A 15,557-nucleotide genomic window follows, 5' to 3' on the forward strand; every position below is an offset into this window, starting at 1 on the left:
ACGGGCCTCGTCCCGGTCCTGCTCCGCCCGCGCCCGGTCCTTGTCATTCTTGGCCCGGGCCTCGTCCTGGTCCTTGCGCGCCTGCGCCCGGTCCTTCTCATTCTGCTGACGGGCCTCGTCCCGGTCCTGCTCCGCCCGCGCCCGGTCCTTGTCATTCTTGGCCCGGGCCTCGTCCTGGTCCTTGCGCGCCTGCGCCCGGTCCTGGTCATTCTTGGCCCGGGCCTCGTCCTGGTCCTTGCGCGCCTGCGCCCGGTCCTTGTCGTTCTGCTTCTTGGCCTCGTCCCGGTCCTTCTCGGCCTGCTTACGATCCTCTTCGTTCTGCTTCTTGGCCTCGTCCCGGTCCTTCTCGGCCTGCTTACGGTCCTTGTCGTTCTGCTTCTTGGCCTCGTCCCGGTCCTTCTCGGCCTTCTTGCGGTCCTCTTCGTTCTGCTTGCGGTCCTTTTCGTTCTGCTTGCGATCTTTGTTCGCCTGCTCCTTGTTGGCGATCTCACTGAGGGACTGGTGGTCACGGTCGCTCAGTTTGTCGTCGAACGCCTTGACCACATCACGCAGCGCCTCGTTGATGCGCGCGATGGACTCAGCGCCCGCCGCGCTCAGCCATTCCTGCGCGTGGTGGTCCCAGCGGCGGACGGCTTCCTCACCGATCGCCTTCCAGGTGTTGAGGTCGGAGGGCGCACCGTAGTCCTTGCCCTCGATGGTGATCATCTGCCGAAAGCCCGCGGTCGAGATGTAGCTCTGCTCGTCGATATCGGTGTGGTCGTACTGGTTGTCGAACAGCCCGAAGCGCGCCTCCTGCAGGAGGTCGTAGAGCCAGCGCTGCGGGGAGCTGGTCTCCTTCCAAGCGAGCCAGGTGTTGTAAAGATTCTCCGCCTCCAGGCGGATCACGGATTGTGCGTAGGCCAGGGCGCGGGCCGGCTTCGAGCTGAGCGGGTACCCGTCGAGGGACACCTCGGTGCCATGACTCGCACCGCCATAGAGCTGCTCGGTGTAGCCCTCGTAGTTTTTTCGGAGCTTGTGGATGAGGTGCTTGAAGAGGCTGGCGCCGGTGCCACTCCAGGTGTCGCTCCCGTCCCCGATCTCCTTACCGTCCCACTCCTTCATGCGCTCGGCGCCGTCCTCGAAGAAGTTGACCGCCCGATCGAACGCTCTGCCTGCCTCGGTGAAGGAGAGCAGGTCGACGTATGCGCTGTCGTCCACACCCAGGCCACGGTCGTTGAAGCCGCGGGTGTTGTAGGGGTAGTAGACGATCTGAGAAAGGGCGTTCGCCGAGCCACGGGCGTACTGGGCCAGCGGACGAGTGTTCCACTTGATGTACTCGCCCTCTTTGTTATAGCGGCCCGTGCTTTTAAGGTACTCGCTCGTGCTCTCGGTTCCGGCCCAGTTGTCCTCCCCGCTCGGCGGCAGGTGATTCTCGCCGCCAACAGTGCCCAAAATGGTGATGTAGACCCACCACCTGTCCAAGGTGTAGCCCGCTCCGGGATCGCTCTCCCAGCTCTTCGGAATGTTGAAGAACGGTATGACGTAGTCAGTGTTGTTATACCGCCATCCACCGCCGGACACGAAGCCGGGTGAGAACCTGGAATCCGTGTGCGGCATTCGCACGTGCATCAGCGGAATGCCTTCGTTTCCCTTCAGGTCGTCGAACAGTTTCTTCCGATCCGGCAACACATAGCCGGTGAGCATGTCGACTGCCTTTTTCCAGTAATCGTCATTGTTCATGCTCGGTTCGGGCATCACTGAGCTCCGCTGGGTGAAGGGGAGGAAGAGGCGTCTTCGGGCTGCTACTTCTCGGTCTTGGCGCCGCCGGTGTCGCTGTCGACATCATCGAAGATGTCGAGGAAGTCGTCGGCCGAGATCTGATCGAGGCTCTTCTTCTGGGTATCTGTCAGTTTCTTGATCGTTTCCCAGAGCGCCTCTTCCAGATCCGCGAAGAGGATCTGGTGATCCTTGAGGATCTCGCTGATCGCCGTTGCCGATTTCTGGACGCCCTGGTTCAGAGCGGCGCCGCCGACCATGTCGGCGTCACCAGCCATGAGACCGAGGATCAGCGGGCGTTTGGACATGATCGTGGTGTCAGTAACGCTCCCGTTACTCAGCGAATCCACCGACAGTCCGTCGGGACCGTCCTTGAGCATCTTGTCCACGATGGCACGGAACTCCACGACGTGTTCTTTGATGAAAGCCCTCAGCCATGGACTGCTGAGGACAGTGGCTGATGAGGCCATGTGACTTCCTTTCGGGTGTCCGGTGGTTTTCCCCGGAATTTACCTGCGCCGCCGGCCTCGCCCGGCACGGCAAAGGACTCGGCGGCGGAGGCGGAGCTCTGACAGGGTCAGCGGCTCCCGATCCGGATGTCACCCCACCGCTGCGCGAGGTTCTGCTCGGTGTACCGGTAGTTGTCGGAGATTCCGGTCAGCAGGGACGAGTGACTGGACAGCAGGGTCTTCATGTTTTCCAGGGCTGCGTTCCAGTTGGCCTGCACCTGCTTGTAGACCTCTCCGTCGTCACCGATCCAGCTATTGCGGAGTTCGGTGATCTCCATGTCCAGGTTGGCCAGGATGCTCATGATCGCCTGGGTCTGGGAGATCATGTCGTCGGCCGCGTTTTCCGTGTGGCGGTAGTCGACGTAGATGTAGCCGTCGCTGTTGTCCATTGGTTCCTCGATTCACACCTGTTGCTGGTTAGGGATGGCGACTGCCAGTGGGCGGGGCAGCGGCCGGCGTATTACTGCGGGGACGTCTTCCCGGTGGGCGGGTCAGGAAGACGGAGTGAGCCGGAGCGTCAGGATGAGTGGTTGGCCCCCGGGTTGAGTTCGTCGAACACAGCGGTGGAGCGGGCGAACTCGGCGTCGATCGAGTCGCTCGCGGAGCCCTGCGTCAATCCGTGCTCCTGCAGGGTGGTGTTGAGTTCGTCGACCATGCGGTCGAGGTTGGCCAGGATGGTGTCAACGTTCCGGTCCCACTGGTCCAGGAGATTGCCGTAGGACCCGCCGTCGGAGCCTCCGTACCCGGAGGAGAGGTTCGCCCTCGTTCCCTGGACGTCTTGCTGGCACCTCAGCACGCCGCTGTAAGCCTGCTCAAGCGACATGATTCCGTTGCGCGTCGCGCGTTCTTCTGACTGCTGCATGGTCATGCGCTGACCCTCATTTCCCTTTCGATTGAATTCCACTGGATTCCACGGCCTGACCAATGCACCAGCGCGGCCTTCTGAGCGGGCAGCGGGTGGTAGTTGGCGTGGAGTTGGATCGTAAGCAGGAAACGCCGCCCTGAGCAACGGAGCAGGGAGCAGCAAGGCATTACAAAAGGAATCCGTCAATGCTCAGTTGAGCAAAATTGAAATTCGGGTCTGCTCACTTGAGCGGTGTCGTGAATTCAGTCGGACATTGGGGACATAGGCCCCACGGCCACGACGATCGATGACGACACCGCCACCGTCAGTAAACCCCAAGTTTTGGCAAAGTAACCGTCACCCGGGGGTCCTATTTTTCGGTTTTGCACTGAGTGGTGACGATTCCCTCTCCCTTGGACGCGGATTCCGCGTCGAGGTCGGGGCCGGTCGGCAGCAGTGCCAGCAGCGGCGCGGGGAGTGCCTGTGGCTGGGTCTGTGTGTAGCCGAGGGCCTTGACGGCCTCCGGCGTCGGCAGCCGGTACTTCACTCCCGAGTCGGTCACCAGATATGTGGTGTCGCCCAGAACATTCCCGCCGGCCCCCAACGCCCGTACCAGCGCGCCCTTTCCGGGCCGCACGGTGACGGCGTCGGCCTTCAGGCAAGCCGGCTCCACATCCCTCGGGGGGTTCTGCACGGGCAGTCCGAGGGCGTCCTCCGGGAGCACGAGCGAGCTGGTTCTCGGGCCGCTTGCGGCACCGTCGACCTGCCCGCAGGCGAGGTGACCGGCCGCCACGTCGACAGCCTTCGGCGGGGTGTCCGGCAGCTTCTGCCCGGCCTCCCGCCCCGCGGCCGACGCCGGTGCCAGGCGGCCGGTCAGCCCGTCGGCACCGAGGTCGGCAACCGTTGCCGCGCCGCCTCCGTACGCCTTAGCCCGGGTCTGTGGGTCCCCGAGCACCAGCGCGGCGCCCGTGGCAGTCAGGGGCACGAGCCCCTCCTTGGTCAGCAGGTGGTAGCGAGGAGTGGCGCCGGGCACCTCCACCCGGAAGACCTGCCCGATCCGGGTCGCGCGCCCGCCCAGCTCCGGCCCCGGTTCTCCCCTGCCGGGCACGTCGGGAGGCGACAGGTCCGGCCCCACGGGAAGAGCGTTCAGGAACGAAGTGGAAACCGGACGAGGCGTCACCGAGCCGTAGCCCAGCGCCTTGACGGCCTCCGCCTTGTCGTCCAGGCGCAGCCGGGTGCCTCGCCAGATCAGGTACGCGGTCTTGTCCTGCGCCTCGACCAGCACGGATTCCTTGCCGTCCAGCGTGCGCGCACCGCTGACGCCGGTGTCGCCGGGGCCGCCGACGGCCAGCACTGTGGCTGTGGTCACGGCGCCCCCGCTGCCCACCGCCAGGCCGGAGCAGACCAGCCAAGGGCTGCCATCCACATCTCTGGGCGAGGGCAGGGTGTCAGGTGCACCGGGGATGCCGATGGGCGCACCGTGCGGTTCCCCCTTGAGCGACACGTCGCTCACGGTCGTGGTCTTCAACTCGCTCTGTGCCAGCAGCAAGGCGGAGGCGTAGTTGCGCACGGGGCGCAGGCGGCCGTCCAGGTAGAGGTAACGGGTTCCGGTCTCCTTGCTGACGATGAGTGCTTCGCCTGTGCGCCATGAGGTGTTGCCGCCCGGCTTGAGAAGCCCGACGACGTACGCCCCCGCACACAGGACCAGGGCGATGATCACACTGATGGCCATGCTGCGGTTGGTCCGGCCCGAGGGGCTCTCCGGGGCGTCCGGCTCGGAGCGCAGCATCGCCGAGGCCAGCCTCCCCATGACGAACAGGTGTGCCTGGGCTTGGTCGCGTTTGGTCTGCATCTGACGCCTCCCGATCAGCCGTTGAGACCGCGAAGGTCGCCGTAGACGCCCAGTGACCAGAGCGTGAGCGGCAGCATCGCGAGCCCTGCCGCGAAGTGCAGCATTTCGGCCGCGCGGCCCCAGTACGGCACCAGCCGCCGTCCCGGGACCGTCCACGAGGCAATGGCGATCGACGCCGTCAGTCCGAGCAGACCAGCCGTCAGGATGAGCCGGTCGCCGGGGCTAAGGCCGAGCGCGGAGACGATCAGCAGGAGTGCGACGCCCCAGGCCCCCGCCGCGGTGAGCGCGAGGCGCTGCCAGATGTTCCCGAGACCGCGGCTGTGCAGGAGCAGCAGCAGCGAGAGCACGATCATGGTCCAGATCTCGGGAAGTTCGGGACGGTAGGCCATGGCTGTCAGGCAGGACAAGCAGATCAGTCCGGCACTTCCGTAGAAGGCAGTCATCCAGCCGTCCGCGATCACGGTGCGCGTCTCGACTTCGCCCGTGGGGTAGGGATCGATGCCTTCCTGCAACTGCTGGGCGTTGGTGGGGAGTGGAGGCATCCGCATCCCGGAGAGCCGGAACGCCAGGGAGGGGACGAACCCGCCGAAGAGGACAGCCACCAGTGCGATCACGCTCGCGGTCTGCCCAGGTTCCAGCTCCCAGATGATGATCACCGTGCCTCCGAGCGTTCCGGCCGCGGCGGTCGTGGCGACGCCCAGGAACAGCGTCGGATACAGGCCCACGGCCGCCAGCGATAGGACGGCACCGCCGGCTGCCGCCGCTGACGCGGCCAGCAGCCTGGCGCCGAACACGGCGTGCGCCTCGGGCCCGGTCAGTTCCCCTCCGGGCAACAGCCAGCCGGCCAGCGCGAAGTAGGGGGCGACCATGAAGCCGAGGGCCGCGCCGGCGCCTTTGTCCCCCACGGCCCGGCTGGCCGAGCCCGCTCCGGCCACGAGCAGCAGCCCGGCAAGGGCGGCGGCCAGGGACCGCAGCCATGCCGGGGCTCCGGGGACGGCGAGGACGACGAGGCCGAGCACGAGGGCGACGACGAACAGCCCGCGCAGCAGTCGGCGGCTGATGTCGATGCTCCAACCGTGCGGGCGCTGCCGCATGGTGGTGGATATGCCGTCGACCAGGTCATCGAGGTGCACTTCGGGCAACGACTCGCTGCGTGGCCGGAGAAAGAGCACCTCACCGTCACGCAAGGCGAGGGAGTCCAGGGTACTCTCGGGGTCGAGTGGCGATCCGCCGAGCCGTTGGAGCACCCATCCGTCGTGCTCCAACCCGGCCTCTTCGAGGTCGTCTCCCCCGTAGCCGATCACAGTGGGCAACAGGTCGGCCACGGGTACGTCGGCGGGTACGGCCAAGTCGATCGTCTTTGCGGGGGCGCGGACGGTGAGGCGGCACAAGTTTGCCGCCTGTTTGTCAGTCATGGGTTTCGGCTTCCTGGCAAGACCGCGTACGTGCGGTGGCTGGAATGTCGGGCGTGTAGTTCGATCGGCTGCACGAAAAAGGGCCGGACTCGAAGAACGGGCACGCGCGAAAAGTTTTACGCTGCCGCGCAGCCCTTGGCAACTTCCGAGCGAAAAAATCTGGGTTACCGCGGACTATTTCTTCATTTCGACGCACCGCGAGTTTGTGCTGCTTTTCGCACGATATTCGGATGGCCTTTCGCGTACGCGCCAGCGGAAGCTTTCCCCGAGAATTTCTCGATCCTGACGCCCGTTCCTCACCGAGGAGGCTCTAAGTTGAGTGTGATCCTTTTCCGTCGGCCCGCGCGTCGGCACGGGCCGCCGATGCCGTCGGGGGAGCTGAGCCTCCAGGAGCCGCCCACCCTTCCCGAGGTCGTCCCCGACAGCTCCGCGGTATGGACCTATCTGCCCATGGGGCTGATGTCGATGTCGATGATGATGATGTTCATGCGGCCCGGGATGTCCAAGTCCAGTGGCGGCTTCATGTATCTGGCCATCGGCCTGATGGTGCTCTCCGCAGCAGGCATGATGCTGGGTCAGGTCATGCGCCGCAATGGTGAGCGCAAGGAGCGACTCAAGGGCGAGCGCCGTGACTATCTGCGGTACCTGGCGCAGACCCGGCGCAAGGTACGGGGTGCCGTCGCCGAGCAGCAGCGAGCGCTGTCCTGGCGGCATCCACCGCCCGAGGCGCTGAGCGGACTGGTGCGCAGCACCAGGTTGTGGGAGCGCCGTCCTACCGACGAGGACTTCGCCGAGGCCCGGGTCGGTGTCGGGGACCAGCGGCTCGCCATGACGCTCACTCCGATGTCCACGAAACCCGTGGAGGACCTGGAGCCGCTGGCGGCGCACGCGCTGCGCAGCTTCATGCGGGCGTACTCCACCGTGCCGGACCAGCCGATCGCGATCTATCTCAAGGCGTGGTCGAAGGTCCTCTTCCGCGGGGACGAGGAGCGGATCCGCGGTGTGGTCCGGGCGCTGCTGGCCCAGCTCGCCGTTTTCCACTCCCCCGACGACCTGTGGATCGCGCTGTGTGTCTCCGACGAGCGGCGGGCGGAGTGGGAGTGGGCCAAGTGGCTGCCGCATAGCCTGCACCGACATGAGCAGGACGGAGCCGGACCCGCCCGGCTGATCGCCTCGGCCTTCAACGAGCTGGAGAACCTGCTCGGTGCCGAGTTCCAGGAGCGCCCCGCGAGCGACCCGGAGGCCCTGCCCGGCCGCGAGGAACCTCTGATAGTCGTCGTGGTGGACGGCAGCACCGTCCCGAGCGGTCACCGCTTCGACGGGCTCGGCTATCGCAATGCCGTCATCCTGGACCTGACCGGCGCCCTGTCGTGGAAGCCCGGTCGTACCACGCTGCGCCTCGAAGTGGAGGGCGAGCAACTTTCCTTGGTGCGCACCGACCGCGACCGCAAGGAACAGTCGACGCTGCTGGGCGCGCCCGACCGGCTAGGCCTCATCGGCGCGGAGGCCATCGCGCGGCTCGTGGCCCCGTACCGGATGGGGCTGGGCGGCGATGTGAACGAGCCGTTCTCCGACGATGTGCAGTTGACGAGGCTGCTCGGCATCGCCGACCTGCACCGGCACGAACCCTCGTCGCTGTGGCCGCGGTTCACTGGCAGTGCGCGGCTGCGGGTACCCATCGCGGTCAGCGGGGAGGGCGCCCCGGTCGAGCTGGACATCAAGGAGTCCGCGCAGGGCGGCACGGGTCCCCACGGCATGCTGATCGGAGCGACCGGCTCCGGTAAGAGTGAGCTGCTGCGCACCCTGGTGCTGGCCCTGGCACTGACGAACTCGTCCGAGACACTCAACTTCGTCCTGGTCGACTTCAAGGGCGGGGCGACCTTCCTGGGCCTGGACGAGCTGCCGCACACCTCGGCGGTGATCACCAACCTCGCCGACGAGGTGGCGCTGGTCTCCCGTATGCAGGACGCCCTGCACGGTGAGCTGATGCGTCGGCAGGAGCTGTTGCGCTCTGCCGGGAACTACACGTCGGCGCTGGAGTACGAGAAAGCCCGGCAGTCGGGTGTACCGCTGCAGCCGCTGCCGAGCCTCTTCGTGGTCGTGGACGAGTTCAGCGAACTGCTTTCCGCCCACCGTGACTTCATGGAGCTGTTCGTGATGATCGGCCGACTCGGGCGGTCACTAGGGGTGCATCTGCTGCTGGCCTCGCAGCGCCTGGACGAGGGCCGGATGCACCAGTTGGAGAGCCATCTGTCGTACCGCATCGGCCTGCGGACCTTCTCGGCGATGGAGAGCCGCGGCGTGCTGGGCGTGCCGGACGCCTACGAGCTGCCCGCGACGCCCGGCAGCGGCTTCCTCAAGAGCGGGGTGGATGCCCTCACGCGCTTCCGTGCCGCCTATGTCTCGGGGACGTACGTGCAGCGGCGCGGCGCCGTGGCGCAGGCTCAGGTGGCCAGCCAGGTGGTGCCTTGGACGTCCGGCTGGGTCGTGCCGCGAACGCCAGCCGCCCCCGATACGGAGCAGGAGGAGGGCCAGGACGTCCCCGAAGTGGAGGACGGGGAGGAGGAGAGCGGCGAGAGCCTGCTGTCAGTGGCCGTGGACCGGCTGCGGGACTCCGGGCCGCCCGCTCACCAGGTGTGGCTGCCGCCGCTCGGCCTCCCACCCACCCTCGACCAACTGCTGCCGCCGCTCGCCCCCGACGCCCGTTTCGGGCTGACCACGGTGGGCTGGCCGTCCCGGGGCAGGCTCACCGTCCCCGTGGGCATCGTGGACCGGCCTTTCGACCAGCGACGTGACGGGATGATGGTGGACCTGGCGGGATCCGGCGGTCATGTGGCCATCGCCGGCGGCCCGCAGAGCGGCAAGAGCACGCTGCTGCGGACGCTGATCACCGCGCTCGCCCTGACCCACACCCCGCGCGAGGTGCAGTTCTACTGCCTGGACTTCGGCGGCGGATCCCTTGCCGGGCTCAGCGGTCTGCCGCACATGGGCGGGGTGGCGTCACGGGTGGACGCCGAGCGGGTGGGCCGCACGATTTCTGAGGTGAACGCCGTGCTCAGCGGCCGGGAGCGGTTCTTCCTGGAGCACGGCATCGACTCCATGACCAGCTACCGCAAACGGCGGGCGGAGGGGGAGTTCCCGGAGGAGCCGCACGGCGACGTGTTCCTCGTGATCGACGGATGGTCGACCGTGCGCCAGGACTTCGACACGCACATCCAGACGTTCAATGCGCTCGCCGCACGCGGGCTCAACTACGGCGTGCACCTGATCGTCACCACGGCCCGGTGGGTGGAGTTGTCGGCGTCCGTCCGCGACCAGGCGGGCACCCGTCTCGAACTGCGCATGGGCGACGCGATGGACTCGCACATCGACTCCCGGCGCGCCGCGACCGTGCCGCGCAGTCCCGGCCGGGGGCTGACCGCCGAGAAACTGCACTACCTCACCGCGCTGCCGCGCATCGACGGCGTCGAGGACTCCGACGACCTCGCCGACGGCGTCGCCGGCCTGGTCGCGGCGGTCAATGAGGGCTGGCACGGGTCCAGCGCGCCGCCCGTGCGGATGCTGCCCAGCAGTGTGGAGGTCGGCGAACTGCCCGCCCCGGAGGGTGATCTGCGGATCGCGATCGGGCTGGAGGAGAACGAGCTGGCACCGGTGTGGCACGACTTCTCGGAGCACCCGCACATGATCGTGGTGGGTGACAGCGAGAGCGGCAAGACCAATCTGCTGAAGTTGATCGCCAAGGGGATCACCGACCGGTACACCCCGGCGGAGGCCCGCATCATCACCGTCGACTACCGCCGGCAGTTGATGGAGTCGGTCCCCCAGGAGTACCAGCTGGGGAACGCCGTGTCGCTGGACGTCCTCAAGGAGTTGGTGGACGGCGCGGCGCGCGCGGTCAAGGTGCGGGTGCCCGGCTCCGACATCAGCCCTTCTCGGATGAAGCTGTGCGACTGGTGGACCGGCCCGCGGCTGTTCATCCTCGCGGACGACTACGACATGGTCGGCTCCGGCCCGATGGCGCAGCCGTTCATGCCGCTCCTGGACCATCTGGCGCTTGGCTACGAGGTCGGTCTGCACATCGTGGTGGCCCGCTCCTCTGCCGGTGCCGGGCGCGGTCTGAACGAGTCGCTAATGCGGCGGCTCCAGGAGGTCAACACTCCGGCCCTGCTGATGTCCTGCCCGCCGAGCGAGGGTTACCTCTTCGGCAACGTCAAGGGTCGCGCCCTGATCCCGGGCCGGGCGCTGCGGATCGCCCGCCGCAAGAGCGTCCAGATTCAGACGGCCATCCTGGAGGACGGGACCTCGTGACGCCGCACGGCAAGCCTGTGCCCGTGGCTGGGAAGAGACCGCTCGCGGCGGCGTTCCTCCCGGCTGCGGGGCTGCGCCCGGCCCCGTTCGCGGGGCTAGCGGGTCGGCGGCAGCCAGTTCCTGGCGCGGCCGCGCGGGATCACCAGGCCTGCGGCGCCGACCAGCAGCACCACGGCCAGGCACGCGCCGCCGATCGCCAGCGCCCAGGTGCGGGGGCCGGTGTCGGCGGGCGGTGGCAGGTGAGCCGCCGGGGGCTCCGCAGCCTTCGGCGCGCTGCTGGTGCGGGCGTCCGGCAGGACGGTGGTCATCGCCGCGTACGGATCCAGCCGGGGGATGTCGGACGGGTAGGAGGCCTCCAGCAGTTGGCGTCGGACCTGTGCCGCCTTCATCTCGGGGTGGTGAGCGCGCACGAGCGCGGCGGCTCCTGCCGCGCAGGCGGCGGCGAACGAGGCGCCGGAGCCGATGTAGTGCCCGGAGCCCCGCGGGCCAACGCTGACCATGCCTCTGCCGGGAGCCCCCAGGTCCGGCCGGTAGGCGGGCGGGGCGTTGCGCTGGCGTGTCCCGTCCGGCCCGAAGTCGACCACGGAGACCACCCCAGGCAGGGCGGCGGGCCAGTAGGGGCCGCTCAGTGGCGCGCTGCTCTCGGCGCCCGGCTTCTCGCTCGGCACAGCGTCCGGTGCGGCCGGGGCGACCACCAGGGCATCCTGTGCGACGGCGTACTCGACGGCGGACGCCAGCTCCGTTCGGTCCGTGCGCAGCGTCGCGCCGACGTAGATCACCTGGGCGCCGCTCTCAGCGGCGTCCCGTATGCCCTGAGCAACCTGTCGCGCGCTGGGCTCGCCCCGGTCGTCGGTGGCTTTGATGGCGAGGAGGCGGGCCCGCGGGGCGAGCCCGAGGACCCCGTTGCCCTTCTCGGGCGCGGCGGCGATGAGTCCGGCGGCGAAACTGCCGTGGCCCAGACAGTCCTTACCCGCGCCGCCGAGGGCACTCACCCGTCCGGAGAGCGCCGGAATCCCGGAGCCGACCCCGCTGTCCACCACGGCGACGGTCACACCCTCACCTCCGGAGAGCTGGTGCGCCTTGGTCAGGCCGAGAACCCGTACCGACCAAGAGGCCGCCGTCGCGGTCTTGTCCGACGCCTCGGTGCAGGGTTTGCCCTCGCCGAGGCGTACGGGGAGGGGGGGCAGGATGATGGCGTCGTCGGCGAGGGCCGGGCCGGACAGGGCAGGGAGCACGGCGGCGGCGGCCGTGGCGACAGCAAGCAGTCGAAGAATCAGGCGACTTGGCATGGCGCGCACTATAGGCGTGTTTCTATGCTTATGTGCCCGCGATCGCTTCGTCGAAGCGGCCCGCTGGGGACATCTTCCCTGGTAGGACATGACATGACGACAGATGAAAAAGACGGCGGAACATCGAGTTCCTGCTCCGCCACATCGCACGCTCCGGCATACGTGAGCGGCGGATACCTGCACGACATCGAGGAGGTTCGAGGCGCGTGACACGGCAGTTGCTCACGGTCGGTCCAGACCGGTCAGACGGTTTCCAGACGATCGGTGAGGCGCTGGCCCAGGCGCGCACCGGAGCGGTGATCCGGGTCAGGCCCGGGCGCTACGCCGAGAGCCTGGTCATCAGGAACCGGGTCACCATCGTCGGGTACGGCGAGCGGGGAAGCGTCGAGATCTGCCCGCGTCGTGAGGGCGCGATCAGCCTCCTGGCGGACGCGGTCATGCTGACCGACCTCGTGCTGCGCGGCCACGACAAGGATGTTCCGGTCGTGGACGTGCCGATGGGGCAGGTGGCCCTGGACGGCTGTACTGTCACCGGCTCGGGGTGGGCGGCCGTACTGATGCGCGGCTCGGGCTCGCTGGCCGCCCGCGGGTGCCGGATCACCAACCCTGGCGGGGCGGGGATCGTGGACACCTCGCAGTCCGAAAGCTTCATCGAGGACTGCGAGTTCGAGAACCTCGGCACCTCCGCCGTCGTGATCGGCGAGCAGGCGCGGCCCACGGTACGCGGCTGCCGGGTGCGCGGCGCGCGAGGCAACGGCATTCTGGCCAACGGCGAGTCCGGGGGCACGGTCGAGGACTGCGACATATCCGGCACGGACAAGCCCGCCATCGCCCTGGAGGGGCACAGCGCCACCCACGTGCTGCGCACCACCGTCCACGACGCCTCCGTGGGCCTGTTCGTCACCAGCGTCTCCCGCCCCGAGCTGGAGGACTGCGAGTTCGCCTCGATAGGGGGCAACGGCATCGTGATCTCCGGCGGCGCCGATCCGCTGCTGCGCCACTGCCGTACGCGCAAGACGAAGGGCAGCGGGCTACTCGTCCTGGACCGCTCCCGCGGCACGCTGGAGGAGTGCGAGTTCACCGGCTCGGCGGAGCCCGCGATCCGGGTCGTCGAGGGCGGCTCCCCCACCCTCATCGAGACGGTGGTGCGCGACTGCCGCGACGCGTCCGGGGCGGTGCTGCTCGCGGACGGCTCCGTGGCGGAGTTCGACCGGCTACGGGTCGTGGACGCCGCCGGGGTCGGGATCTCCATTCGCTCCAACGCTAGCCCGCTGCTGCGGCACGCGGTCGTCAGCGGATCCGGCGGGCATGGCATCGAGGTGACGGCCGATGGCCGGGGCCGTCTGGAGCACTGCGAGATCGAGTCGGCGGGCGGTGCCGCACTGAACATCGCGGACGACGCGAAACTGGAGGCTTCCGATTCGGAGTTGCGCTCCGCCGCGAAGGCCGGCGTCGTGGTCGGAGAGTACGGCATGAGCACGCTGCGCGACTGTGTGATCGGGGCCAGCGGCGACTCCGGCGTGACCGTTCAGGCACGTGGCGAGATCACCCTCGAACGCGTCCGGGTGGAGGGGGCCAAGGTCCACGGCATCCATGTGATGGACGGTGGCCGGGCCGCCCTGTCCGGTTGCGAGATCACCGGCAGCACCGGCGACGGGATCCGGGTCGACAGCGAGGACGACGTGTCACTGAACGGCTGCGTCGTACACGACAACCGGGGCGCCGGGCTCAGGCAGAGCCGTCCCGGCGACCGGCTGTCGGTCACCGCCCTCAACAGCGTGGACAACGGCGCCGAGGACGCCTGGGGCGAGAATGCCACGGGCTCGGCGGCCTTCGGCAGCGGCGGCGGCGCCAAGGACGAGCCCGAGGGGCCGCTCGCCGAACTGGAGTCCCTGGTTGGCCTGGAGAACGTCAAACACCAGGTCCGGACCCTGGTGAACCTCAACCAGCTCGCCGAGCGCAGGATGAGGCTCGGCCTGCCCGTCGCATCGATGAGCCGTCATCTGATCTTCGCGGGACCACCCGGCACCGGCAAGACGACAGTCGCCCGCCTCTACGGGAGCATCCTCGCCTCACTCGGCGTCCTGCGTACCGGTCATCTGGTCGAGGTGGCGCGCGCCGATCTGGTGGCCCAGTTCATCGGCGGTACGGCGATCAAGACCACGGAGGCGTTCAACAGCGCGCTCGGCGGTGTGCTGTTCATCGACGAGGCGTACACGCTGACCCCCGGCGGCGCCGCCTCCAACGACTTCGGCCGCGAGGCCGTGGACACCCTGCTCAAGCTGATGGAGGACCACCGCGACGACGTCGTCGTGGTCGCGGCCGGCTACTCGGAGCAGATGGAGTCCTTCCTCTCCGCCAACCCGGGCCTGGCGTCGCGCTTCACCCGCACCATCGACTTCGCCAACTACTCGGTGGAGGAGCTGGTGACCATTACCGAGAGCATGTGCGCCAACCACAAGTACGAACTCGAACCGCTCACGCGCGAGGCGCTCGCCGTGCACTTCGAGGGTATGACGAGAGACGCGACGTTCGGCAACGGTCGCGCCGCCCGCGGGGTCTTCGAGGAGATGATCGACCGGCAGTCGTTCCGGCTCGCCGCGATGACCGACCCCAGCGAGGGCGACCTGTCGCTGCTGCTCCCCGAGGACGTCGATGATGCGGCGGCGGCGAGCGTTCGCGGAACGGAGCAGGAGACGCAGGACACGGACAGCCCGCTGGCCAGGCTGGAGGCGATGGTGGGCCTCGGATCGGTCAAGCACGAGGTGACCGGTCTGGTCAATCTGCTGTCCAACGCCCGGCAGCGGGCCGCGGCCGGACTGCCCACCCCCAAGATCAGCAACCACCTGGTGTTCACCGGGCCACCCGGCACCGGCAAGACCACCGTGGCGCGGCTCTACGCCGAACTGCTGCACTCCCTCGGCGTGCTGCGCCGCCCCCAGCTGGTGGAGGTCGCCCGCGCCGACCTGGTCGGACAGTACGTCGGCCAGACGGCGCAGCTGACGAAGGAGGTCTTCACCAGCGCCATGGGCGGTGTGCTGTTCATCGACGAGGCGTACACCCTCACCCCCGAGGGCTCCTCCAACGACTTCGGCCGCGAGGCCGTGGACACCTTGCTCAAGCTGATGGAGGACCACCGCGACGACACCGTGGTGATCGTGGCGGGCTACACCGAGGAGATGCAACGCTTCCTCGACTCCAACCCGGGCCTGGCCTCGCGGTTCTCCCGCTTCGTGGAGTTCGAGGACTACAGCACCGAGGAGCTGGTGACCATTATCACCGGACACGCGGCGGCCTCCGGGTACGAGTGCTCCCCCCAGACGCTCACGTCCCTGTACACGTACATCGACGGGCTGCCGCGCGACCGCTCGTTCGGGAACGCGCGGCTCGCCCGCAAGCTCCTGGAAAACATGATGACCCGGCAAGCGGGCCGACTGGGCGGACTGGCCGCTCCCACCGTGGAGGACCTCAAACTGCTGCTGCCCGCAGACCTGCCGTTCGGGGCCTCCCGCATCCCTCGGCAGGAAGTTCACTGAACCAGGGCTCGGCAGCTGCGTCTGACTCCATGAGGACCTCGCCGGAAAG

9 protein-coding genes are annotated in these 15,557 nt (G+C 68.1%); 2 read left to right on the plus strand and 7 right to left on the minus strand.

The window, feature by feature from the left end; all coding sequences use genetic code 11:
* The 6 genes from ACWCPY_RS36780 to eccD form a co-directional block, all read right to left on the minus strand.
* The coding region (locus ACWCPY_RS36780; RefSeq protein WP_451272528.1) for an AAWKG family protein at positions 1 to 1,734 on the minus strand (1,734 nt) is incomplete at its 3' end.
* Between the two features lie 47 nt (positions 1,735 to 1,781).
* The gene (locus tag ACWCPY_RS36785; protein ID WP_451272530.1) at positions 1,782 to 2,225 is read right to left on the minus strand and encodes a type VII secretion system-associated protein; all 444 of its coding nucleotides are present in this window, start codon (positions 2,223 to 2,225) and stop codon (positions 1,782 to 1,784) included.
* Between the two features lie 107 nt (positions 2,226 to 2,332).
* Positions 2,333 to 2,653, minus strand: a complete 321-nt coding sequence (locus ACWCPY_RS36790) for a WXG100 family type VII secretion target (RefSeq protein ID WP_451272532.1) — start codon at positions 2,651 to 2,653, stop codon at positions 2,333 to 2,335.
* Between the two features lie 128 nt (positions 2,654 to 2,781).
* A complete protein-coding gene (locus ACWCPY_RS36795) occupies positions 2,782 to 3,132 on the minus strand; it encodes a hypothetical protein (RefSeq protein WP_451272534.1) in 351 nt (116 codons plus the stop codon).
* Between the two features lie 346 nt (positions 3,133 to 3,478).
* Positions 3,479 to 4,960, minus strand: a complete 1,482-nt coding sequence (gene eccB, locus ACWCPY_RS36800) for a type VII secretion protein EccB (RefSeq protein ID WP_451272536.1) — start codon at positions 4,958 to 4,960, stop codon at positions 3,479 to 3,481.
* Between the two features lie 14 nt (positions 4,961 to 4,974).
* Positions 4,975 to 6,375, minus strand: a complete 1,401-nt coding sequence (eccD, locus tag ACWCPY_RS36805; RefSeq protein WP_451272538.1) for a type VII secretion integral membrane protein EccD — start codon at positions 6,373 to 6,375, stop codon at positions 4,975 to 4,977.
* A gap of 321 nt (positions 6,376 to 6,696) precedes the next feature.
* On the opposite strand from eccD, the gene eccCa reads away from it, so the two are divergent.
* Positions 6,697 to 10,683, plus strand: a complete 3,987-nt coding sequence (eccCa, locus tag ACWCPY_RS36810) for a type VII secretion protein EccCa (protein WP_451272572.1) — start codon at positions 6,697 to 6,699, stop codon at positions 10,681 to 10,683.
* A gap of 95 nt (positions 10,684 to 10,778) precedes the next feature.
* Here eccCa and ACWCPY_RS36815 read toward each other — a convergent pair whose 3' ends face one another.
* On the minus strand, positions 10,779 to 11,972 hold the full coding sequence (locus ACWCPY_RS36815; protein ID WP_451272540.1) for a S8 family serine peptidase: 1,194 nt from the start codon (positions 11,970 to 11,972) through the stop codon (positions 10,779 to 10,781).
* Positions 11,973 to 12,178: 206 nt separating this feature from the next.
* Between ACWCPY_RS36815 and ACWCPY_RS36820 the strand changes: the two genes are divergently transcribed.
* Positions 12,179 to 15,508, plus strand: a complete 3,330-nt coding sequence (locus ACWCPY_RS36820) for a right-handed parallel beta-helix repeat-containing protein (protein WP_451272542.1) — start codon at positions 12,179 to 12,181, stop codon at positions 15,506 to 15,508.
* Positions 15,509 to 15,557: the final 49 nt, after the last annotated feature.

The organism is Streptomyces sp. NPDC002403 (assembly GCF_053593015.1).

Excerpts from the sequence above, each read along its gene's own strand:
- ACWCPY_RS36785 (WP_451272530.1), bottom strand. The coding sequence starts at position 2,225 with ATGGCCTCATCAGCCACTGTCCTCAGCAGTCCATGGCTGAGGGCTTTC.
- ACWCPY_RS36790 (WP_451272532.1), bottom strand. The coding sequence starts at position 2,653 with ATGGACAACAGCGACGGCTACATCTACGTCGACTACCGCCACACGGAA.
- ACWCPY_RS36795 (WP_451272534.1), bottom strand. The coding sequence starts at position 3,132 with ATGACCATGCAGCAGTCAGAAGAACGCGCGACGCGCAACGGAATCATG.
- eccB (WP_451272536.1), bottom strand. The coding sequence starts at position 4,960 with ATGCAGACCAAACGCGACCAAGCCCAGGCACACCTGTTCGTCATGGGG.
- eccD (WP_451272538.1), bottom strand. The coding sequence starts at position 6,375 with ATGACTGACAAACAGGCGGCAAACTTGTGCCGCCTCACCGTCCGCGCC.
- ACWCPY_RS36815 (WP_451272540.1), bottom strand. The coding sequence starts at position 11,972 with ATGCCAAGTCGCCTGATTCTTCGACTGCTTGCTGTCGCCACGGCCGCC.